Below are 21,152 nucleotides of genomic sequence, written 5' to 3' on the forward strand. Positions count from 1 at the left end.
CTTCCATTTCCATTTTTGTATCCAGTATGGCATTATGCGGCCCATGCGACAATAGAAATTTTTCTACAGGAATCGTGAAAAGCCTTACCTCCGCGACCTTAGACAAGGTTTGGATGAGTAAGGCTCTCCGTTATTCAGAATACCTCAAACACAGCTATTGGAACCCTCGTTATGCGAAACTCACCGATTTAAGAAATCCCCTTGCTTGTAGGTACACTTCCTTTTGCCGCGTTTAACAGGCGCGAGAACGATTCTTTGGGCTGTCGCTGTTGATCAAATACGAAAGGCCAGTTCTTACGTCCACGCACAGGGAAGTTGTCTAACCACGTGTAGTGATCCGATGTTCCCCAGAACGTGACCGAAGTAATCGAAGCTTGATACTCCAGGAAGAGACGGAAGATCTCTTCATAGCGTTGCTCCTGTAGCTCCATCATCTCAGCGGTTGGTTCGATCAGATCGGTTCTTCGATCTTCATGACGGAATACAGACAGATCCAGTTCTGTAATGTGAAGTTGCACATTCAGTGAAGCATAACGTTCGATTGCCATGCGAATATCCTCAATAGATGGGCCATGAATATTCCAGTGACCCTGCATACCAATCCCATGAATAGGTGCTCCCTTTTCCAATAAACCTTTGACCAGTTCGTAAATTTTCTCCCGCTTGACCGGATCAGTCTCGTTATAATCGTTATAGAATAACAGTGCTTGAGGGTCAGCCGCATGAGCTAAGCGGAACGCTTCCAGCAGATAATCTTCCCCCAGAATCTGAAGCCACTTGGTGTCCCGCATCGTCAGATCCGTTTTATCTTCAATCGCTTCATTAACAACATCCCAGGCGCTGATATGACCTTTGTAACGTCCAACCACTGTATCGATATGTGACTTCAGGCGTGACAGCAATAATTCTCTAGACGCCGTGCCACCAGCTGGATCTTGAAAAACCCAATCTGATGTCTGATTATGCCATACTAACGTATGCCCACGAACGGACATCCCGTTACGAACGGCGAAATCAACGATCTCATCGCCTGCCTCAAACGAATACCGCTCCTCTTCCGGATGAATCTCTTCAAATTTCATCTGATTCTCTGCAGTGATGCTGTTATAATGACGGGCAATGAAATCGCCCTCTGTGCGTATAAGGCCTGTGTGAACAGCGGCACCAATTTTAAAATTGTCTCGGAATGCATAGTGTAAAGATGGAATCTCTTTCGACATGTTTCATTCCTCCCCCGCAGGTTTTAACTTCATCATATCTGTTTATGAATGCGCTTACTATGAACAAATTAAACTTCTTACCCCCACAGATTGAACCAAACGCCTGTTCATACAAAAATACGCCTCTCCTCATTCGTCGCTACAGACGACAGTGGATGCGGAAGGCGCTTAACTCATTTAACTCGCTTGATTTATTTGATTCGCTTCCTGGTGACTTACAACTTGTCCACCTGTAATAAGGTGATTGGCTTTACGGTAACTGCCGAACTAATCTGCTCCTCGGAGAGCACATTGAGCTTGAGCAGACTCTTGAGCTTGTTGTTGTCCACCTTGGACAGTAAACGCCAGATTTCAGGATCGGGAAGAATTGCGTATAGCTTCTGATCATCATATTCCTTCCGCTGCTGTAGCACCGTTTTTACAACATACCCACCAAGTTCTGTCTCATACACACCTTGCTCCGCGCAGTACCCCAAGATGTCATCCCGTAGGACAGAAAGACGTTGCTCGATTTCCTTTTGCTGCTGTTTCAACTCAAAATAATCCCGTACCTTCTGTTCCATCCTCATCACGCTCCCTCTATACCATACCTATGCGAGACATGAGGATTTAGGACAGGTTGTTGAGGATTACTCGCCAGGGCGTAGATCCGTACTCTTGAGGATGAAGAACGATTACAATTACGATCGTCATTAGGATGATTGCTATCCAAATGAAAATGTTGAACCAATGAAGACGATTATTCTTCACTGCAATCTTTGAGCTAATGAACATCCCGATCAGAATGATCAGAACATTCACCATATACGTAAATGGAACCGTTAAGATCCTTCCTAACCCCGTTGCGGGGAAATAAAAAATCATAAGTTGTATCGAAATGATCGTAGGGAGTAAAGCTAATAAGAATATAAGTATTTTACGTAGCAGTTCTCTCACACCTTCTACTTATCTTCAGCCCAACCTTCAAACCAAGCTTTATCTGTGAACTCATTCCATTCCATTGTCACACGATTACAACGAATCACAACGTAAGCATAATCTGTGTTGTGTTTAACCGATCCAATACCCTCGAACCGATGTACATATCCATTTGGGTGACGCTGCTCCGAATGCTGTAACACTTCAAAATCCTCTAATATCTCTAACATGTCGACTTCTCTCGGATGAGAGTCTTCTTCCGCATCAGGGTCGTCTTGCTTAGCACTCTCAGAAGTATCATACAAGACAGACTCAATACCCTCGGCATGTTCTAACCGAAGCCTCGCTTCTCCCGTGCACATGCTTAGTCCAGTCGAATTCAGAGGATGATCTGCGAGCACATCAATATGTCCAAACGTTAAGATTAGATCCGCACCGGATACAACCACCTCTTTTATCAAACAATCATGCAGAGATATAAGTTGTAACGTATTTTCAGAGATATAAGCCGCTTGCTCCATAATAACTCCATCCTTTCTACATTAAAATTCCTGAATTTAAAATTGAGTTATCCCTCCTCATGTGATCATGTTATGCGCAAAAACGAAAAAACCGCGTGCTTCGCGGTCACTGTTCCACACGAGATGAACCCCATCTGTTCTTAATGTATATACCAACGTGTATGAAGAAATAAATCATCAGCACATTAATAATGAACGCACCCAGCCCGATGGATACTCCTGCCATAAACCAAGGGTACCCCGTTGTATGTCCCAGATGATATTGTGTAAAGAATCGAAACGGCAACCCATATTCTGTCCGCGATACTCCTTCCGTATATACTGTTCCAGGAAGGAGCAGTACAGATAAGACCGTTAACCATGTTGATATATTAAGAATTCTATAATTAATCTTCAATTCTATATCCTCCAGTCTTTACAGAATTAGCTTACAACTCATAGACCTACTCGTCATCAGCCTTAGCTAATCACTCTATTGATTCGGATATTTTTCCTGCAAGAAACGTACCGATTGTGTAATCAACGCTTGTAGTACAAGCACGTCAATGTCTGCAACTTTGTTAATGTAGACACAAGCTTTCCCAGTCGTATGCTTACCTAAATCGCTCAATAGTGCCTCTCGCTCCGTATCTCCTGTGGCGAAATATAAACTGATCTTGGCTTTGCGGGGTGAAAAACCGACCAGCGGTGCATCACCTTCATGTCCTGATTCATATCGATAATGATAGCTGCCGAATCCGATAATACTCGGTCCCCACATCTTGGCTTCATATCCCGTCGTTTCTGTGAAAATATCTAATAATTGATATGCATCCTCACGTTTCTTCGGGTTCCCTACACTTTCAATAAACTCAATGACACTGCCATCGGTTTCTTTTGTTTTTGGTTGTACCATAGGTGATTTTCACTCCCTTCATTCCACCACTTGCCATTTACTCCTATTAATTATACACGAAGCAAGTACATATTTACCTTAATTATCCTAATTCGACAATTTGGTTATTCAGTGTAAACTTCAATTTCGTTCCATCCTTATCAGCTTCCAGCGTGTCTTGTTGGTACTTTCCGAGTGTATATCGCGCTAATGTCTTTTTCCAAAATTGCTGGGCTCTAACATTGATTTCCGCTGCATTCGTCTGCACCTCCCACGTGCCTCGGTGCTCGTTCATCACCTGAGTAGCGACATGTTCAGCAATTCCTTTCCCACGGTATGATCGCAAAATAAAAAATTCATTCATATAAAAGGCGCTGCCATGAGGTGTGTATGGTGGTGTCGCCACCAAAGCAAATCCTGCTGGGATACCCTCTACTCGTGCTAAATATGGATATAGTACGCCTGGCTTCGACCACCAGATATCAAAAACCTTATTTTGCTCTGCTAATGTGCTCGTCTCATCTTCTTCGAAGATTCCATAAACGTTAGGTTTGAATCCCCAGATTTCAGACAGATCGTGCAAGTACATGGGATACAGATTGTTAATGATGAATTTCGTTTGTTCATTGGTTAATTCAATAGTAATATTCATTAATGTTCCATCCTCTCGATATGAGTTGTATATTAAGCAGTTAACGATTAAGTATCAGTATAAGGACATTCAAATGACTTAAATAGATAAGGATTAAGTAGGACTCATTCTTTACATACTAAAAAATCCACATTAGACGTTGCTCTAACATGGATTTTCATAATTTACGATTTGTTTTTGCGAGAATATACAATCTTTTTGATACTGTCCGAAGATAACGCATATTGATCAATCAGCTGATCTACTGTAGCTCCTTCAGCAAACTTCTCACGTATTTCGCGATTTCTTAGGTTAAGCATAACCCGAGTGCCCGATTGTTCTCCCCATTTTGAATAGGTATCTTTGCGTTTCGGGATATAGATCATTCCGCCATGCACATAACGTTGGATCTCTTGTAATAACTCTTCTGGTAATAGTGAATCAGCATTTGTATATTTCATCTGGCTCGCTCCTTAAAAAATTGATATTTAAGGTAGCAAAGTCAACCGATGAACTCTTTTTCGTGTAGAAAATGAAGGCGGATCTATAGTTTAGGCTCTATGCAAACAACCGCCGTTGTTCATACGTACTGACTTTGCATAGAGCAGATCGATAAACCTGTTATGACAAACTTCATGGTATCTCCCCTTTCTTGAACACTACTAGATACGAAATTCGCTTCTACAGGTACTTCTTAAATGCCTTACTTGCTTCGCCGTCATAACCTAACTTTTCATAAAATTGATGCGCGTCTTGCCGCAATGCATTGCTCGTAAGGAACACTTTAACGCATTGTTTCTCCTTGCAGACTTCTTCCAGGTGCTCTATTAATCTCGAACCATATCCTCTGCCCTGCAGTTCCTGCGTCACGATCACTCGTTCAACTACACCGAAGGGTCTCGTTCCACTCAGTGCATCCAAACAAACATGTAAATGCGCCGACCCCACAAGACTTCCATCCACCTCATATACAAACAGATAGCTGTTCGGGTTAATTCGAATCTCTTCCAATCGTTCAGGCAACACATGAATATCAGAATGATTCGGTAACAATTCTTGATATAGTCTTTCAACTGCAATAGCATCCTTACCCTCAGCTTCTCGAATCATGTACATCACCTCTGCTCGTTATTTGCATTTCTTGCTTGGACTAAGACCTTTACCCCTATATCAATGAAGAAAAATAACACCGCAGCAATGATCCCATATAAGGTCATGAACAAGACTTCTCTAACTTCTATCACTTTACCGATATTAAGCGCGAAAAGGTATAAATAGGTACCTAGGAAACCAACCATCGCATAAGCGATCACATGTATTCCTATGAAGTACACTTTGTTCTTATCAGCAATTGGGGCTAACCACTTGTCTAATAGGATAGAGCTTGGGATACCAATCAGGAAAATAGGCGGCGTACCAAATAACAGAAATACGATCATATAGACTCTGAAACCCTCCATATCATTCACTGAAGGAATGCTCACAATGAAGGCAAAAATAAGAGAGGTTACGAGCGCAACGAGGAGTTTTCTCGTCAGATTTATCCGTCTTCTACCTTGACCTTCTTGATCGACATAGATCATCCTACGTATTGATCGTGTTCTTTTCATAAGTTGTTTCTCCTCTGAACCAGCATATGTTAGGTCATATCACCCCCGCTGATTCGTTCCAAACCATACGAGATGAGACAGTTCCTCTTCACGAAGATTCCAGCTGCCTTTCATCTAAATATTTCATATGCTTCCATCATAACCCAGAATTACATCCATGGACATATGATTTATGCAGCAAAAAAACCACGGTTTCCCGTGGCTGATGCATTCTCCATCTCTATACAATGCGCTGAGTATTTTCGTTTATATCGCTCCACTCACCCATTGCCCTTCATACCATACGGTCTGCCGTTTGGCTCTTCGAGCAACCGCCTCCGCGGAACAACTCGCGTGAACCAGCATAAAGCTAGCTGTATCGCCTACCTTCGGCCAAACCTGATTCCCTTGAGCGTCGATTGGAGTTATGCCGCCCGTAACGAATCCTAGCGATTGAGCCAAGGAAAGCTCATCTGAATATCCGTACAATTCTGCGTAACGTCCCGCTTTCTCCAATTGATCTCCATTCCCAAAAGGCGACCAGTGATCTGTCAAACTATCGGTTCCCAGCTTGACCTTCACCCCATGGCGATGAAGCATCGGCAGAGGCATCATCATTCTGCCAATTGGCACAGTAGATGCCACACTCATACCAAGAGATGCCATCTGAATGGCCATCTCTTCTGCCTCCTGCGCGTCCGCATTAGCGAACCAGAACGCATGACTCACCGTGACTTTTCCATGAAGCCCTGCCTGTTCAGTTAGCTTAACTAATTGTTGCAACGTTTGCTTCCCAGCTTCATCACGTTCATGCAGATGGATATCAATACCCGCCTGATAACGGACAGCCAGTTCGACCATCGCATGCAACGATCTCTCGACATCTCCGTCCACAGTAGCTGGATCTAGTCCACCTACATGCGTTGCACCTTCAGCCATAGCCTGATCCATCCATCCAACAGAATCGGAGCGAAGAAGTCCATGCTGTGGAAAAGCCACAATTTCGGAAGAAAGCTTGCCCGAGAATGCATCCAATGCCTGCTTGGTTGCTTCTAATCGTTTCAGTCCACTCACTGGCTCAATGTTACAGTGACTTCTTACATGCGTAGAGCCTAAGCGCTGAATAAGCTGTAAAATATGCTCTGCTTGACCTCTAGCTTCAGGCAATAGTTTCGGGAGCAACTGCCGCTCCTCCTCAATACGTTCGAAGATGCTGCCTATGCGCTTAACCGCCTGCCACGGCTCTCCGTAATATGTTTTGTCCAGATGAATATGAGCCTCTTCGAACGAAGGAAGCAACAACAGACCGTGACAATCGTATTTGGGTAGTGCACTCTGAAGCGCTGTTTCAATACCTATGATCTCTGCAATAACTCCGTTCTCAATGCGAAGGTGACATAAGCTTGTCCGTGTTCCGGTCACTTCTTGTCCATCCATCACATAACTCTGCTCCAAATTTACGTTCGTTAACCAATAGCCCTGATTCAACATATGACCCTTCACTCCCACCCCGTTATATTTAGTATTTGAATCAATTTCATAACTCATTAAACCGAGTTTTATGTACCTAGATATAGACAAATTAAACCGTTTCGATCTATATCTAGCCTTGATTTAAGAAGCTAAAGGTATTATGAAATTGATTCATTTATCGTAGCATAATGGGTAACGTAGCAAAAATATGTATAACGTTGGCATACCATACGTTTAGCGTTTGGAGTCACTCTTAATAGACAGAAATACAAGCATGATTCATGCCTATATTTCTGTCTGCTCATCCTATTTTTCTAGTGGTTCTAGTGGTTATAGTGGTTATAGTGGTTATATCTCATGGCAACTCCGATCATGCACACATCCGCATCACGATCTAGAATCTAAACCTCGCATGCCCACCGTCAGATACGCCCTCGATCTGTTCAATATCGAGCAGTCTGCGTTTCATGTCTAGCCCGCCACGAAACCCAGTCAATTTGCGGTTTGCACCAATAATGCGATGGCATGGCAATAGAATTGGAATGGGGTTAGCTCCATTCGCTGCACCGACTGCACGTACTGCCGATGGTCTTCCAATTGCAGACGCAACATCGCCATAGGTTCGAGTCTCACCGTAAGGAACTCGTCCAAGCTCTGTCCATACTTGCTGCTGGAATGCTGTTCCAATCAGATCCAGGGGAATGTCCGCTTTAAATGCTACCTTTTCTCCGGCAAAGTACGATGTGAGCCACTCGGTAATACCTGTATGGTTAATCGTCAGTTCATCCTCTATTAATTCAACCCCAGGAGCTACACGAGCAATCCAACCTTCCCAGTCCTGCAATGTTTCATTAGGCATAATAATACGGCTTACACCCTTCTCTGTTGCAAGTACGATCCAGGGCAGACCATCTAGTTCCAACGGGGTCCACATGATCTTTTGCCTCATATCCATCATCCTTCCATGTCATGTTCCAATTGTACGCTTATGAGGATCAAACTGATCGCTTCAGCTTGCGCTTCATCCCACGAATAATTTGTTTTGTATGCGGATCAATGCGAGTCGATTCGGTTATTTTCTGAAGCGCTTTGTTGTACGTAAAATCATCGAGCGTATTGTCCTTGAGATAACGCATCGTTATATCGGGCAATTTAATATAAGCAATCGAAATCGCCCATGCCACAGCCATTTTCACATAATATCCTTCGTGTCTAACCTGGTCCAATGAAGCCAACACCTGATGGATATAAGGCTCTTCCATATAATAGTTTAAGTACATCACAACGCCGAAGCGAATGTCATACTCTAGCTCGGATACCAGATAAGGCTGCACAAAATGCCACACCCGTTCTTGTTCTTTTTTCGTCAATTTTAATCCACCACAGAAGCTATCGCATACAGACCAGTTATTGATTTTGGGGACAAACCAAGCAATATGCCGCAGCCATTCTTCTGGATCTGTACGGATATATCCAATAACCAGCGCCTGCAACATGACTTCTTCAAAGTAATCATCGTCTGCGTTCTCCAGATAGGCACGCCAATCCGTTGCAATAATCTGTTTTGCCATCTTACGCAGTTCAGGCATTCGAACCCCCAATAGATTCGTAATGTTAGGTATAAGCGCTGCCGTAAACTTTTGATACTCTGGCTCAGCCAGGCTGAGTAACTGTGTTCTGATATCTGCTTCCACTAGTGCATGTCCCCCTCGTTTGTTGCTGTACATCAAGTATATCCCTGCAGCGCATGTTTGTAAGCCCATATTGTATGGTTGAGCGAGATTTCCATATCCTAATACATCCCGAAGTGTTCAAGCTTCTCTTCACCTGTTCCATACGATACGTTCCCCTTTTTCTTTAAGCCTTGTTTAACTGGCAACCCATTTCGTTTAAAAATATGAAGTTGACCATTTAGAAAGGAGTGTCGATATGAACGGATCTCATACCAAGAAAGATTTCTCCGTGGAGGAGATCACCGAACAACTTGTCCAACATGTGCAGTCCCAAAATTTACCTGAATTCTATAAATTGGTGAAGGAACTGCATCCCTATGATCTTTCACTTATATATAAGAAGTTCCCCGAAGAAGAGAGAAATCGGTTTCTACTCCTGTTCAAACCCGATGCGCTAGCCGATCTGGCGGAGAACTTGAAGCTGCATGAACAGATCCAACTGTTTGAGCGGCTCGGGCCAGAACGAACACTTGAAGTCATGCAACAGATGGATAAAAGCGATCTAATCCGGTTCATGCATGATATCCCTGCTAAACGTAGGGAAGAATTGCTGTCTGATATGAATCTCGATCACTCCGCCATCATCCGGTCTGTGCTTAATTATCCGCCAGAGACAGCTGGACGGATCATGACAGATCGCTATCGTACCCTGCTCGCTCATGAGACAGCCAAGGAAGCACTAAGACAATCGCAAGGTACGATGCATATCTCCGCCTCCAGCTACCTCTATGTAACCGATAATGAGGGTAAACTCGTGGGTGTTGTAAGTTATCGCTCCCTTGCTTTGGCAGACGATAAGACCAAAGTTGAAGAGCTCATGACCAGGCGTGTGATCTACGCTACAGTAGATATGGATCAGGAAGAAGCTGCGCAGCTGCTGCAGCGTTACGAGTTCATGGCACTCCCGGTTGTAGATGAGAATCATAGGCTGTGCGGGATCATTCAGATGGATGATGTCATCGATATTATTATGCATGAAGCGAGTGAGGATTTAGCTAAGATGGGGGGCGGGGGTAAAGATATTGATTTTGATACGAAGCCACTGGTTGCGGTCAAACGCAGACTTCCCTGGTTGATCTTGCTATTACTGATCGGATTAATATCCGGAAGTATTGTAGACTTTTTTGAAGATACGTTGAACCAAGTCGTCGCGCTCGCCTTCTTCATGCCCATGATCGCCGGGATGACGGGGAATACAGGTACACAATCTCTGGCTGTCGTTGTACGTGGACTGATCGGACGTAAGCTGGACAAGTCAACCGTGCTGGCACTAATTGGTCGGGAGATTAAGGTGGGTACGATGATCGGGTTAGTCTGCGGAATCCTGATTACCGTCATCGCTTATTTCTGGCAAGGAGACTGGCTGCTTGGTGCGATTATCGGAGTATCTCTATTCTTCACACTCGTGATTGGTACACTGACCGGAACGTGTATCCCACTTCTACTCAGCCGCTTCAAGGTAGACCCCGCTGTTGCCTCAGGGCCACTAATTACAACGTTAAATGATATTCTGTCGCTCTTTATCTATTTCGGCATTGCTACTCGTTTCCTAGGTGCACTGATGTAAATACAGCCGGAATACAACTGAAAAAACATAAACGAGTAAAGCAATAAACAGACCCTGATCCCGTGATCTAGGTCTGTTTATTGCTTATGCAGACATCAGCCATAAGCCTTCTACACTTAGACAGCTCTTTTATTTTTGTTATAGATATCGAATGCAACGGCGAGCAGCAACACCAGACCCTTGATCCCCTGTTGCCAATCAATACCGAGACCAATCAAGGACATCCCGTTATTGAGCACACCCATAACCAGACCCCCAATAATAGCGCCGAAGACCGTCCCGATCCCTCCAGAAGCTGAGGCTCCACCGATGAAGCAGGCAGCAATCGCATCTAGTTCAAAGTTGGTACCTGCCCTTGGTGTAGCTGCATTCAGACGTGCAGCGAAGATTAGTCCAGATACTGCCGCAAGTGTACCCATGTTCACAAATACCCAGAAGGTTACCTTTTTCGTTTTGACGCCAGACAGACCCGCTGCCTTCTCATTACCTCCAAGAGCATATACGTGACGGCCCATCACGGTACGGTTCATGACGAACGAGTAGACAACGATTAGGACGAACAGCAGCACCAATATATTCGGAATACCTGCATAACTCGCAAGCACAAAGGTGAACAAATTCGTTACCACTGCTACCACAATCAACTTAAGCAGGAAGAGTCCCTGAGATACAACTTGAAAGCCGTATTTGCGCTGTGAACGACGTTCACGCAGTTCATTGAAGACGTACCACAAGGTAAGCAGAATCCCCACAATAATGGACACCAATCCAAGTCCAGAGAATTGAATATCCGGCAAAAAGCCTGAGCTTATTTTCTGGAACCCTCCTGGAAAAGGTGAAATGGATTGACCCTCTAGCACAATCATCGTCAACCCGCGGAACAACAACATACCGGCGAGTGTTACAATAAAGGCGGGAATTCGCACATATGCGATCCAGAAGCCCTGCCATGCACCAATCAAGGCTCCAACCAGCAAAGACGCGATCACCGCAAGCCATGCCGGAAGCTGCCAGTCAACCATCATAATGGCTGCAACTGCACCAACAAAGGCTGCAATGGAACCCACCGATAGATCAATGTGACCGGTAATGATGACCAGCACCATCCCAATGGCCAGTACTAGAATGTAGCTATTCTGCAAAATCAGATTTGTTATATTGATGGGCTTAAGTAATAGCCCGTTGGTCAGTACCTCAAACAAAAGCATAATAACGACTAAGGCAATGATCATACCATACTGACGGATGTTACTTTTAAATAGTTTCGTTATTGATTCCATGCTTCCCGCCTCCAGACTTGGTCATATATCTCATCAACGTTTCCTGCGATGCTTGTTCACGGCTAACTTCTCCGGTAATTCTGCCAGCATTCATCACATAGATCCGGTCACAGAGGCCAAGAACCTCCGGCAGTTCGGATGAAATAACCAGCACCCCTTTACCCTCAGCGGCAAGACGATGAATGATGGTATAGATTTCAAACTTGGCTCCAACGTCGATGCCGCGGGTGGGTTCATCCAGAATGAGAATATCGGGTCCGGCAAAAATCCACTTACTCAGCACCACCTTCTGTTGATTGCCCCCACTAAGGTTACCGGTCTTCTGCAAAATATTAGGTGCTTTGATGTTCATACTCTTCTTCATCTCTTCCGCTACGAGCACTTCTTCCTGCTCATTCACAACGGCATTTTTCGTCAGTTTGTTGAGGCCTGTCAATGAAATATTGCGCTTGATATCATCCATCAGAATAAGCCCGTATTCTTTGCGATCCTCGGTGACATAAGCAAACCCATTTTGAATGGCCTCGGTAACGCTATTGTTTTGGATGGGCTTGCCATCCTTCATGAGTTGTCCTGATATATTGCGTCCATACGATTTGCCGAATATACTCATGGCAAGTTCAGTACGTCCAGCGCCCATAAGCCCCGCAATACCTACAATCTCACCACGTCTAATATTCATGTTGATCTGATCCAGTACTTTTCGTTCAGCATGTTGCTCGTGGTATACTGTCCAGTCCTTCACTTCCAGAACGATGTCGCCAATGGTCGCATGACGCTCAGGATAACGGCTCGTGAGATCACGTCCCACCATTCCACTAATGATCCGGTCTTCTGTAACCTGATCTTTTCTCATATCCAGCGTCTCAATGGTCTTGCCGTCTCGTAATATGGTTACGGCATCCGACACTTTGGAGACCTCATTCAGCTTGTGAGAGATCAGAATGCAGGCGATGCCCTGCTTCTTGAATTCCAACATTAATTGCAGCAGATTCTCGCTATCGTCCTCATTCAGTGCAGCGGTAGGCTCATCCAGAATAAGCAAGCGAACCTTTTTGGAGAGTGCTTTCGCAATCTCAACGAGTTGTTGTTTACCCACCCCGATGCTAGATACCAGCGTATTCGGATCTTCACTTAAACCTACTTTGCTTAACAGTTCACGCGTACCAACAAACGTTTCCTTCCAATTAATAATTCCTTTACTTGCACGCTCGTTGCCCAAATATATATTCTCTGCTATGGAAAGGTAGGGGATCAGAGCTAACTCCTGATGAATAATGACAATCCCCAGATCTTCACTCTGCTTGATGTCTCTGAACTCACACGGTTTGCCTTGAAATAAAATATCACCTTCATACGTGCCGTATGGGTATACTCCGCTAAGCACCTTCATGAGTGTCGATTTGCCTGCACCATTTTCACCGCATATCGAATGAATCTCGCCCTCACGGATTTGCAGATTGACATTTTCCAGCGCTTTGACGCCAGGGAATGTTTTGGTAATATTCTTCATTTCCAGAATAATTCCGGCCATGGGATGTGCTCCTTTCATTCCTTATTTCAAGCCGATCTCTTCCTTCGTGTAATACTTACTGCCAACAATATCCTGCTCTACATTGGTTCGGTCTACAGAGATCGGATCAAGAAGATATGCTGGCACTATCTTAATTCCGTTGTTATATGATTTTGTATCATTCACTTCCGCCTGTTCACCTTGCAAAATGCTATTAGCCATTTCCACCGTTTGTTCCGCCAGTTTCCGTGTATCCTTGAATACCGTCTGTGTCTGCTCACCAGCAACAATGGATTTGATTGAAGCAAGCTCGGCATCCTGTCCTGTTATGACAGGTAATGGCTTGTTTGCTGTTCCGTAACCAATCCCTTTCAAGGACGAGATAATCCCGATGCTGATACCATCATATGGAGATAGGACTGCATCGAGGTTGTCTCCAGAGTAATAAGCACTGAGGAGATTATCCATGCGTGACTGTGCAAGTGCACCGTCCCAGCGCAAAGTGGCGATCTGTGCCATCGTCATCTGTTTACTACGAACAACCAGCTTGCCGGAATCCATGTAAGGCTTCAGAACAGACATTGCACCGTCGAAGAAAAAGTAGGCGTTATTGTCGTCTGGAGATCCGCCAAACAATTCAATGTTATAAGGTCCCTTTCCTTCCTTAAGCCCAAGCTTCTGCTCAATGTAGGAAGCCTGGAGCACACCCACCTTAAAGTTATCAAACGTGGCATAATAGGTCAGATACGGGGTATTTCTAATGAGCCTGTCATACGAAATGACCTGTATCCCTTCATCATGCGCCTTCTTGATTACATCGGTTAGTGTGTTACCGTCCACGGATGCGATGACCATCACATCCACACCTTTTGTAATCATGTTCTCAATCTGTGAAATCTGATTCTCGACCACATCCTCAGCATACTGAAGATCTGTTTTATAACCTTGCTCTTGAAACAGTCGTACCATGTTCTCTCCGTCCCCGACCCATCGTTCGGATGATTTGGTGGGCATCGAGATACCGACATATCCTTTTTCCTTGCTGCCCAGGTCACTTTCAGCTAGATTACAAGCCGAGAGCATCAAGGTCATCACCAGAAGCCAGATCCATATTGCTCCTTTTTTCATATGAAGTTCCCCTTTCCTCAGGTCATACGATTATTCACAACAACTGAGATAACGCTTACAACGAATGAATGTAGTATGTGCCTTGCGACTTCCTGTTCGAGAATTATCGTAGCATTTCTGCAGCAGAGAGGTCTTTGCAGGTTTTGAACCTTTTTTATAAAAATTTAACTTTTGATGGAAGTAAAGAAGAAGATATATTTATATTGTTGGACCTAGCAATCAATCTACAAGGAAAAACAAAAAAGACATGTTCTACTTCACTTCATGGAAGTAGATCACATCTTTATGATAGTCATCCTTATGGTGTCATTCATATTTTAACTTTCATAATTACTGTGTAACCGAAGAACGATTGCCCGTTCCTCCATCTTTGCGATACTGAGCTGGCGAGATGCCCATCGTCTTCTTAAATGCAGTACTGAAATAGTGCTGCGTATCATAACCTACACGCTCTGCGATCATATGAATGGGTAGCGTCGTGGAATCAAGCAGTTGCACAGCCTTGCGAATGCGAGCATGCGTGACGAGCGTAACGAAGGAGTTGTCGAGCTCTTTCTTAAGCACTCGGCTAAGATATACAGCGGACACTTGCAATCTAGTGGCGAGCGATTCTAACGTTAGATCCCGCTCTGCATATTCTTCCTGAATAAGTTGTCTTGCCCTACGAACCAGCGGGGACAACCGAACTTCCCCATAGACCCGCTCACGACAAAGACGATACGTGCCCGGGGTCTCCTCCAGTGTGCCTGTATGAAGCTCAACATGGGCATGAATGGCGATATTTAGGCAGGCACTGATCTGCTGTTCTAACAGAGAAGCGATTTCCTCTGGAGCTTCCTGCCACAGACATATGCCAATTAACCCGCTGGCATCCCGAAATAAGACATGTGGGAGGTCTCCTAGCAGCTCACTAACAACATTTTCAACAGCATAAAGGAACAGTTGACGATCATTCTCCCTCATGACGGTCTTTCGTGCTTCTGCAGCAGGCCAACGTACCGTTCCAATCTGAACAGGTGGCGTGGAGGGCAGACGCAAAAAGGTAAGTTGTTCCTTTAGATCTCTCCCTCCAATCTGCCCTTCAAGCCACTCTAGACAGAATCGCTGCCGTAGCAGAGGAATATTGCGCTCAATCTGATGGGCAGCCTGCCTTACATAGGCTGTCCGCTGATGTTCTTCATCCAACCGCTGACGCAAGCGCCCAAGCGCAGAATACAATTGCTCAGCTTCTACAGGCTTCAGGATGTAATCCTCCACCCCCAGACGAACAGCCTCTTGAGCATAAGCGAATTCATCATGTCCTGAGATGATCAAATAACGACATCTTGGACACTTTTGCTGAAGAGCCCGAATCAGTCCGATTCCGTTCAGAAACGGCATATTCATATCAACTAATACGACATCAACATCCATGTCGACCGCACGTTCCAGCGCTTCCTCACCATCCTCGGCTTCACCGACGACTTCCATTCCGAGAGTGGCCCAGTCAATTGCATCCCGAATGCCCTCCCGAATGATTGGTTCATCATCCGCAATAAGTACACGGTATTTCTTGGTTGTCGTAGTTGATTCAATAGACTCCTTCATTCGTTCTCCTGCCTCTCTTCATTATTAAGTCGCTGCGTTGGTGGGAGTGATGGCAGCTCTCGCATCAGCGGATGGACAATAGTTACGCGAGTTCCCTCGCCTTCCCGGCTTGTTAGTTCGATTCCGTATTCATCACCAAAGGACAGTCGTAAGCGGGCTTGTACGTTCAGCATCCCATAGCTTTTACCGGTCATACCTGGAGAAGTTGACTCCAAGCTTTCTAGGGGAACATCTAGCAAATCTGTCATTTCTGCAAGGCGTTCGGTAGACATACCCGCTCCATCGTCCTCTACCATAAGAAGTAATCTGCCACGTTCTACCCTGGCTTCTACACGGATCAGACCTGGCCCACGTCGTCCTTTGATTCCATGATAAATAGCGTTCTCCACCAATGGCTGAAGCAACAACTTCAACATATACAGGTTCTGCAGTTCCTCAGGAACATTCAGTGTATACTGTAGCCGATCACGGTATCGTGTCTGCTGAATTTGCAGGTAACTGCTAATATGTTCAAGCTCGGAACGCAGCGGAATATAATCCTGACCTTTACTAAGCCCAATTCGAAACAGTCGAGACAGCGCACCCACCATGCCCGATACGTCATCTGCACCCTCTTTGCGAGCCATCCAGTGAATCGTGTCCAGTGTATTGTATAAAAAGTGGGGTTTAATATGCTCCTGCAAACTACGCATTTCCGCATCCCGCTTCTGTCGTTCCCGTAGTTCATTCAGCGACATGAGCTGCCGAATCTGTATAAGCATTCGATTGAAGCTGTTCCCCAACATGCCAATCTCATCGGCACGATCGCTCCAGGCACCTGCTCTAAGATTGCCAGTCTCTGCTCTACGCATATAAGACATTAAGCGAAAAATAGGCTGAGCAATCGAACGCGAGAACCACAAAGAGGCACTTAAACCGAACAAACACACCACAAACACAAAACTGACTACATAAAACTGTATCTGGCGTACCTCCGCAATCGATTCCCTTGTTGGAAATACACCTACGGTTCTCCACCCGGTAAAGGTGGAGGACTGGTACATGAATAATAACGTGCCACCCTCCGTCTCTGCGGTAAATGTTCCACTGTCCTCGAAGGGAAACCACTCCGCAGGGATATCTTCAATCAGAGGATGCTGAGGCTTATACACACTCTGCCCTTCTGCATCCGTTACCATGACGTACCCGGATTTACCCAAGGTTACGTTGCGTGCAGCCTGCGAGACAGATCTCAGCTTGAGATCAATCATGATGACTCCTCGCACACGCCCCGATTCTTCATCTGTAATGGAGCGTGCAACCGATACAATCTCATCATCCTTGTAGCGAACATGTGTCGTCATATTACGTTCTTTAGGCTGACCTAGAACAGTAAAGATACCTGGATGAGCTGAAGCTTCGCGGTACCATGCCTCTTCGGTCAGCCCCTGCTCCGTCCGGGGATACATCTCATTACTAATATAGTCCCCGCTGCCATTGACGAGCACGATGCCAGCGATTTCCGGATACAATGTTGTGAATCCCTGTAAAGTTTGCTTGATGTCATACAGCTGCTTCTGCTCTAACTGAGCACTCCCTGCATTGCTTATCGAACCCAGATCCCCATCCACATCCGAAGGCGTATTTCCATGCATAAATGCATCGATATCCGGGTCAAATGCAATCAAGTAGGTCATATTCTGCAAATTTTCCATTTTCGTGTTCAGACCTTCATTCACTTTGCCAATAAGCTGCATCGTATGTCCCTCAACTTGTCTCTCTACCACCCGCTCTACCGTCCAGTTCACGAGCAATCCGAGTCCAACGGAAGGTACAATAGCAAATAACAAAAACAGCAGCATCAACTGGTAGCGAAGCGGCATGTTACGTAGCCATAAACGCTTAATACCGTTTCGGAGTGAAGAGCGCCAAGTTTGCCGATTCCAAGCACTGTTTTCCTCAACATGCTCCTTGTTATTTGGCATAATAATCATCCACATTGGAGCGTGTCACCACAGAGATCCCCGTATCTACCATTACAGGTAACGGCGCATTTTCGCCAGAAGAGGATGGAGCAGGCACCGTTAACCGGTGATGAAGATGGAACAAATATTGGAGCGACCAATATCCCATGTTCCAGGTTCCCTGCGCAATCGTGGCCGAGATCGTACCATTCTTGATCATGTCGAGTGTCACTTTGTTTGTGTCAAAAGAGATGATTTGCAGCGTCTGACCTTCCCCTGCATCTTGCACAGCCTCACCGACTCCTGCTCCTCCTGTTGCCTCGGTCACAAAAATACCTGCCAATTGCGGGTGAGCCTTCATCATTCTTACCGTCTCTTCTCTAGATATCACCGCATCTCCATGTCCATCCGCAATTTCAACGACCTTCATGGAAGGATATCGTTCCTGAATCGTATCTCGGAAACCCTTCGTTCGCTCTTCATGATTTTGTTGTCCCGGTAGGGTCAGAACAGCAACCTCACCCTCACGCCCCAACAACTCAGCCATTTTATCCGCCGCGGTTACCCCAGACTTGTAATTATCAGTCCCGAGGAAGGAATAGGCCTGGCTATCAGGAGCATCTGCATCGAACAAGATGACGGGAATGTCCGCTTCGATCGCCTTATTAATCGCTGGGATCAACGATTGTGGGTCGATGGCAGATATAGCAATACCTGCGGGCTTCCGCGCGATTGCCTGCTCAATTACAGTTGTCTGCTCCTTCGTGTCATATCGGGTAGCTCCGCGGTATTCAACAGTCACGCCAAGCGTATCCGCGGCATCCTCGAATCCTTTGAGCGGACTCTTCCAATACTCTAGCCCGGATTGGAACGTTATCATGATGTACGTCTCGCCAATATCACCACGCAGTCCCCGGTTCTCCCAAGAACTGTTCTCCTGACTGGTGTATTCAAATCTCAGAACATATAATGCAAATGCTGCAATAAGCAAAATGTATACCAACAGCATTTTCTTCATTCCGTTCACTTCCCTATACATGGTCTGATCACCTTACACTTCGTTCTAAATTGTAAACGCAATCATTCAAAAAGAAAACCACTCTTTGCTTTCGAAAAGAAGCTACCGCTGCTCTAGTCAATAATTGTGCTGCAATAATGTACTATAAGCTCGAAGCCTCTCTGGCATATGATCATAGAACCATATTACTTCTAGAGGGGACTTCAGATGAATATTACATCCTTTTTGATCTACTGCATTATCGTTACCTTCACACCTGGCCCTAGCAATATTGTTATTCTATCTTCTACGCAGAAGATAGGCGCACGCAAAACGATGCAATATGTGTGGGGTGCCACACTTGCGTTTGGTCTGCTGCTTGCCGCTTCCGCCTTTCTTAATCATCTGCTTGCCGGCGTTCTGCCCAGCATGATGAAAATGATGCAGATCGTAGGCAGTCTGTACATGCTATACCTGGCTTACCAGGTGTACAAAATGGGTTCCACTACGGATGCACCGAAACAAGTTACTGGTTTCCTGAATGGGTTCATCATGCAATTTCTGAATCCCAAAGTCATTCTGTTTACGTTCACCGTCATTCCTAGTTATGTATTGCCCTATTACAATAGTTCTCTATCTTCGTTTATGTTCGTTATGCTCATTACACTCATTGGATTTTTAGCCTACTCCAGTTGGGTCGTGTTCGGGTCTATCTTCAGAACGTTTCTTAATCATCATCAAAAAACAACGAGTATCCTCATGGCTCTATTTTTGTTATACTCAGCCATTATGGTATCGGGAATCATCTCGTGATCGGAGGTCAGCTTGGTGGAATTGTTCAATTACAAAAAATCAGAGGATGTGCTGGCTCTCTCCGCCAGCTTTACGGATTTCACTTACAAAAAACATTGTCACGAGGAATATGCCGTAGGGGTAACTCTTCGAGGTATTCAACAATATAATCTGGATGGTCATTATCAAGCTTCTCACAAAAATGGCGTCATGTTATTCAATCGAGAGCAGACGCATGATGGTAGCTCCTATGACCGTGAAGGAATCGATTATGTCATGTTATATTTCAAACCAGAACTGATGGCCGAGGTGCTGGGAGAGAAGGAGTTGCACTTCTCAACACCCATCGTTTATGACCCTGAACTTGCGCGAGCAATTCTCAGGGTGAACGATGCTGTTCAGCATGGTCGAGACGAAGCTTTATGCAGCGAGCTACTACTCAATCTAGCGAGCCTGTTAGCTAGAGAAAACGAAGTAACCGTACCGCATAGAGCTACCAGCAGCCTTGTGCGTACGGCAAAAGAAATGATGTTCTACAGTATCGACGATGTGCTTAAACTGGACGACCTTTGCACCCAACTTGGCATGTCCAAGTATCAATTCATTCGTGAGTTCAAAGCACAAGCCGGTATTTCTCCGTACCAGTTTTTCCTGAATTGCAAAGTAGAGCGCGCACGCCAATCTTTGGAGAACGATAAGGACATCTACGCTGCTGTAGCTCAGTGCGGGTTCGTGGATCTCACGCATCTTAACCGTCATTTCAAACGTTTCTTCGGCATTACCGCCTATGAATATATGAAACAACTCAATTAAAGAAGTAGTTACTTCTGCCGTCTACGGACATAAATTACTGCTACAACAATAACAAGAAACAGACCTATACTACCTAGAACGAGTGGGAATAAATAATTAGCAGTTGAATTCGTTGAACCCGAGCCATCTTCAGTGACCCACTCTCCTGCTCCTAGTAATTTTACATCTTCATCCGCTTGGGAAATGGGTTTATTACCACTGCACAGAGTCGTTTTCAGCGTTTGGTCTTTTTCATCCGAGGAAGCAAATACGAGATAGGTTTCACCTTGGGTAAATTGGAAGCCACATGATGAGGAACCATGATCCAGACTATGAATCGTAACCTTCTGCCCATTCACTCCCTTCCATGCTCTTACTGCTTCAAACGTATATTTGCGATATTCGCCAAATCCGAACTGGCTTCGGGCGCCTTTTTCAGTAACCTTCCCCTCAAATACCGCCGAGTAGGTATCTAGCTTTTCTAGTGCATTACTGTCGACACAGCTACAAGCATAGGCTTTCTCTCCCGGGTAAACGGTAAATCCTAATGTAACGAGGACAATGAGTATGGTTAGAAAGGATATTCGTTTCATA

General features: G+C 45.1%; 22 protein-coding genes. 3 read left to right on the forward strand and 19 right to left on the reverse strand.

The genetic code is table 11. The annotated features are described in order from the left end of the window. Positions 1-188: 188 nt before the first annotated feature. From V6W81_RS22015 to V6W81_RS22070, 12 genes are all read right to left on the reverse strand, one after another. The gene (locus tag V6W81_RS22015) at positions 189-1,220 is read right to left on the reverse strand and encodes an endo-1,4-beta-xylanase (protein ID WP_338540400.1); all 1,032 of its coding nucleotides are present in this window, start codon (positions 1,218-1,220) and stop codon (positions 189-191) included. A gap of 215 nt (positions 1,221-1,435) precedes the next feature. Beyond that, complete coding sequence (locus V6W81_RS22020) at positions 1,436-1,789, reverse strand: hypothetical protein (protein ID WP_239288541.1); 354 nt, start codon at positions 1,787-1,789, stop codon at positions 1,436-1,438. 372 nt (positions 1,790-2,161) lie between these two features. Then, positions 2,162-2,659 (reverse strand): hypothetical protein, encoded by a 498-nt coding sequence (locus tag V6W81_RS22025; RefSeq protein WP_338540401.1) that lies wholly within the window; start codon positions 2,657-2,659, stop codon positions 2,162-2,164. Positions 2,660-2,765: 106 nt separating this feature from the next. After that, complete coding sequence (locus tag V6W81_RS22030; RefSeq protein WP_338540402.1) at positions 2,766-3,056, reverse strand: hypothetical protein; 291 nt, start codon at positions 3,054-3,056, stop codon at positions 2,766-2,768. Between the two features lie 75 nt (positions 3,057-3,131). Next, positions 3,132-3,554: a DUF1801 domain-containing protein gene (locus tag V6W81_RS22035; RefSeq protein WP_338540403.1), complete on the reverse strand. Its 423-nt coding sequence runs from the start codon at positions 3,552-3,554 to the stop codon at positions 3,132-3,134. Between the two features lie 82 nt (positions 3,555-3,636). Further along, the gene (locus V6W81_RS22040; RefSeq protein ID WP_338540404.1) at positions 3,637-4,185 is read right to left on the reverse strand and encodes a GNAT family N-acetyltransferase; all 549 of its coding nucleotides are present in this window, start codon (positions 4,183-4,185) and stop codon (positions 3,637-3,639) included. 164 nt (positions 4,186-4,349) lie between these two features. Further along, complete coding sequence (locus V6W81_RS22045) at positions 4,350-4,625, reverse strand: CD3324 family protein (RefSeq protein ID WP_056701425.1); 276 nt, start codon at positions 4,623-4,625, stop codon at positions 4,350-4,352. Between the two features lie 220 nt (positions 4,626-4,845). Then, the gene (locus V6W81_RS22050) at positions 4,846-5,274 is read right to left on the reverse strand and encodes a GNAT family N-acetyltransferase (RefSeq protein ID WP_338540405.1); all 429 of its coding nucleotides are present in this window, start codon (positions 5,272-5,274) and stop codon (positions 4,846-4,848) included. Positions 5,275-5,279: 5 nt separating this feature from the next. Further along, positions 5,280-5,774: a hypothetical protein gene (locus tag V6W81_RS22055; RefSeq protein ID WP_338540406.1), complete on the reverse strand. Its 495-nt coding sequence runs from the start codon at positions 5,772-5,774 to the stop codon at positions 5,280-5,282. A 246-nt stretch (positions 5,775-6,020) separates the two neighbouring features. Continuing rightward, the gene (locus V6W81_RS22060) at positions 6,021-7,244 is read right to left on the reverse strand and encodes an amidohydrolase (RefSeq protein ID WP_338540407.1); all 1,224 of its coding nucleotides are present in this window, start codon (positions 7,242-7,244) and stop codon (positions 6,021-6,023) included. 376 nt (positions 7,245-7,620) lie between these two features. Beyond that, positions 7,621-8,160 (reverse strand): methylated-DNA--[protein]-cysteine S-methyltransferase, encoded by a 540-nt coding sequence (locus V6W81_RS22065; RefSeq protein WP_338540408.1) that lies wholly within the window; start codon positions 8,158-8,160, stop codon positions 7,621-7,623. A gap of 61 nt (positions 8,161-8,221) precedes the next feature. Continuing rightward, positions 8,222-8,920, reverse strand: coding sequence for a DNA alkylation repair protein (locus V6W81_RS22070; protein ID WP_145046843.1), 699 nt, complete (start codon positions 8,918-8,920; stop codon positions 8,222-8,224). Positions 8,921-9,155: 235 nt separating this feature from the next. On the opposite strand from V6W81_RS22070, the gene mgtE reads away from it, so the two are divergent. Beyond that, positions 9,156-10,526, forward strand: a complete 1,371-nt coding sequence (gene mgtE / locus V6W81_RS22075) for a magnesium transporter (RefSeq protein WP_310138641.1) — start codon at positions 9,156-9,158, stop codon at positions 10,524-10,526. A 116-nt stretch (positions 10,527-10,642) separates the two neighbouring features. Here the strand turns inward: mgtE and mmsB are convergent, their stop codons facing one another. The 6 genes from mmsB to V6W81_RS22105 form a co-directional block, all read right to left on the reverse strand. Beyond that, on the reverse strand, positions 10,643-11,806 hold the full coding sequence (gene mmsB / locus V6W81_RS22080) for a multiple monosaccharide ABC transporter permease (RefSeq protein WP_338540409.1): 1,164 nt from the start codon (positions 11,804-11,806) through the stop codon (positions 10,643-10,645). Next, positions 11,781-13,340 carry a multiple monosaccharide ABC transporter ATP-binding protein gene (mmsA, locus tag V6W81_RS22085; RefSeq protein ID WP_338540410.1) on the reverse strand — a complete coding sequence of 520 codons (1,560 nt, stop codon included), beginning with the start codon at positions 13,338-13,340 and terminating at the stop codon, positions 11,781-11,783. Before mmsA ends, mmsB begins: the two co-directional genes overlap by 26 nt. A 21-nt stretch (positions 13,341-13,361) precedes the next feature. Continuing rightward, positions 13,362-14,447: a multiple monosaccharide ABC transporter substrate-binding protein gene (gene chvE / locus V6W81_RS22090; protein WP_145046850.1), complete on the reverse strand. Its 1,086-nt coding sequence runs from the start codon at positions 14,445-14,447 to the stop codon at positions 13,362-13,364. 330 nt (positions 14,448-14,777) lie between these two features. After that, positions 14,778-16,034 carry a response regulator gene (locus V6W81_RS22095; protein WP_338540411.1) on the reverse strand — a complete coding sequence of 419 codons (1,257 nt, stop codon included), beginning with the start codon at positions 16,032-16,034 and terminating at the stop codon, positions 14,778-14,780. Then, a complete protein-coding gene (locus tag V6W81_RS22100; RefSeq protein ID WP_430701371.1) occupies positions 16,031-18,007 on the reverse strand; it encodes a cache domain-containing sensor histidine kinase in 1,977 nt (658 codons plus the stop codon). Before V6W81_RS22100 ends, V6W81_RS22095 begins: the two co-directional genes overlap by 4 nt. Next, on the reverse strand, positions 17,988-18,995 hold the full coding sequence (locus tag V6W81_RS22105) for a substrate-binding domain-containing protein (protein WP_338540412.1): 1,008 nt from the start codon (positions 18,993-18,995) through the stop codon (positions 17,988-17,990). Before V6W81_RS22105 ends, V6W81_RS22100 begins: the two co-directional genes overlap by 20 nt. 207 nt (positions 18,996-19,202) lie before the next feature. On the opposite strand from V6W81_RS22105, the gene V6W81_RS22110 reads away from it, so the two are divergent. Together V6W81_RS22110 and V6W81_RS22115 are read left to right on the forward strand one after the other, a co-directional pair. Then, positions 19,203-19,787, forward strand: a complete 585-nt coding sequence (locus V6W81_RS22110; protein WP_338540413.1) for a LysE family translocator — start codon at positions 19,203-19,205, stop codon at positions 19,785-19,787. A 15-nt stretch (positions 19,788-19,802) separates the two neighbouring features. Beyond that, complete coding sequence (locus V6W81_RS22115) at positions 19,803-20,579, forward strand: AraC family transcriptional regulator (RefSeq protein WP_338540414.1); 777 nt, start codon at positions 19,803-19,805, stop codon at positions 20,577-20,579. 8 nt (positions 20,580-20,587) lie between these two features. Here V6W81_RS22115 and V6W81_RS22120 read toward each other — a convergent pair whose 3' ends face one another. After that, positions 20,588-21,151, reverse strand: coding sequence for a hypothetical protein (locus tag V6W81_RS22120; protein ID WP_338540415.1), 564 nt, complete (start codon positions 21,149-21,151; stop codon positions 20,588-20,590). Between the last annotated feature and the right edge of the window lies 1 nt (position 21,152).

The sequence above is a fragment of the Paenibacillus tundrae genome (assembly GCF_036884255.1).
Lineage (GTDB): Bacteria > Bacillota > Bacilli > Paenibacillales > Paenibacillaceae > Paenibacillus.

Excerpts from the sequence above, each read along its gene's own strand:
- V6W81_RS22015 (WP_338540400.1), bottom strand. The coding sequence starts at position 1,220 with ATGTCGAAAGAGATTCCATCTTTACACTATGCATTCCGAGACAATTTT.
- V6W81_RS22020 (WP_239288541.1), bottom strand. The coding sequence starts at position 1,789 with ATGAGGATGGAACAGAAGGTACGGGATTATTTTGAGTTGAAACAGCAG.
- V6W81_RS22025 (WP_338540401.1), bottom strand. The coding sequence starts at position 2,659 with ATGGAGCAAGCGGCTTATATCTCTGAAAATACGTTACAACTTATATCT.
- V6W81_RS22035 (WP_338540403.1), bottom strand. The coding sequence starts at position 3,554 with ATGGTACAACCAAAAACAAAAGAAACCGATGGCAGTGTCATTGAGTTT.
- V6W81_RS22040 (WP_338540404.1), bottom strand. The coding sequence starts at position 4,185 with ATGAATATTACTATTGAATTAACCAATGAACAAACGAAATTCATCATT.
- V6W81_RS22045 (WP_056701425.1), bottom strand. The coding sequence starts at position 4,625 with ATGAAATATACAAATGCTGATTCACTATTACCAGAAGAGTTATTACAA.
- V6W81_RS22050 (WP_338540405.1), bottom strand. The coding sequence starts at position 5,274 with ATGATTCGAGAAGCTGAGGGTAAGGATGCTATTGCAGTTGAAAGACTA.
- V6W81_RS22055 (WP_338540406.1), bottom strand. The coding sequence starts at position 5,774 with ATGAAAAGAACACGATCAATACGTAGGATGATCTATGTCGATCAAGAA.
- V6W81_RS22060 (WP_338540407.1), bottom strand. The coding sequence starts at position 7,244 with ATGTTGAATCAGGGCTATTGGTTAACGAACGTAAATTTGGAGCAGAGT.
- V6W81_RS22065 (WP_338540408.1), bottom strand. The coding sequence starts at position 8,160 with ATGTGGACCCCGTTGGAACTAGATGGTCTGCCCTGGATCGTACTTGCA.
- mgtE (WP_310138641.1), top strand. The coding sequence starts at position 9,156 with ATGAACGGATCTCATACCAAGAAAGATTTCTCCGTGGAGGAGATCACC.
- mmsB (WP_338540409.1), bottom strand. The coding sequence starts at position 11,806 with ATGGAATCAATAACGAAACTATTTAAAAGTAACATCCGTCAGTATGGT.
- mmsA (WP_338540410.1), bottom strand. The coding sequence starts at position 13,340 with ATGGCCGGAATTATTCTGGAAATGAAGAATATTACCAAAACATTCCCT.
- chvE (WP_145046850.1), bottom strand. The coding sequence starts at position 14,447 with ATGAAAAAAGGAGCAATATGGATCTGGCTTCTGGTGATGACCTTGATG.
- V6W81_RS22095 (WP_338540411.1), bottom strand. The coding sequence starts at position 16,034 with ATGAAGGAGTCTATTGAATCAACTACGACAACCAAGAAATACCGTGTA.
- V6W81_RS22100 (WP_430701371.1), bottom strand. The coding sequence starts at position 18,007 with ATGATTATTATGCCAAATAACAAGGAGCATGTTGAGGAAAACAGTGCT.
- V6W81_RS22105 (WP_338540412.1), bottom strand. The coding sequence starts at position 18,995 with ATGAAGAAAATGCTGTTGGTATACATTTTGCTTATTGCAGCATTTGCA.
- V6W81_RS22110 (WP_338540413.1), top strand. The coding sequence starts at position 19,203 with ATGAATATTACATCCTTTTTGATCTACTGCATTATCGTTACCTTCACA.
- V6W81_RS22120 (WP_338540415.1), bottom strand. The coding sequence starts at position 21,151 with ATGAAACGAATATCCTTTCTAACCATACTCATTGTCCTCGTTACATTA.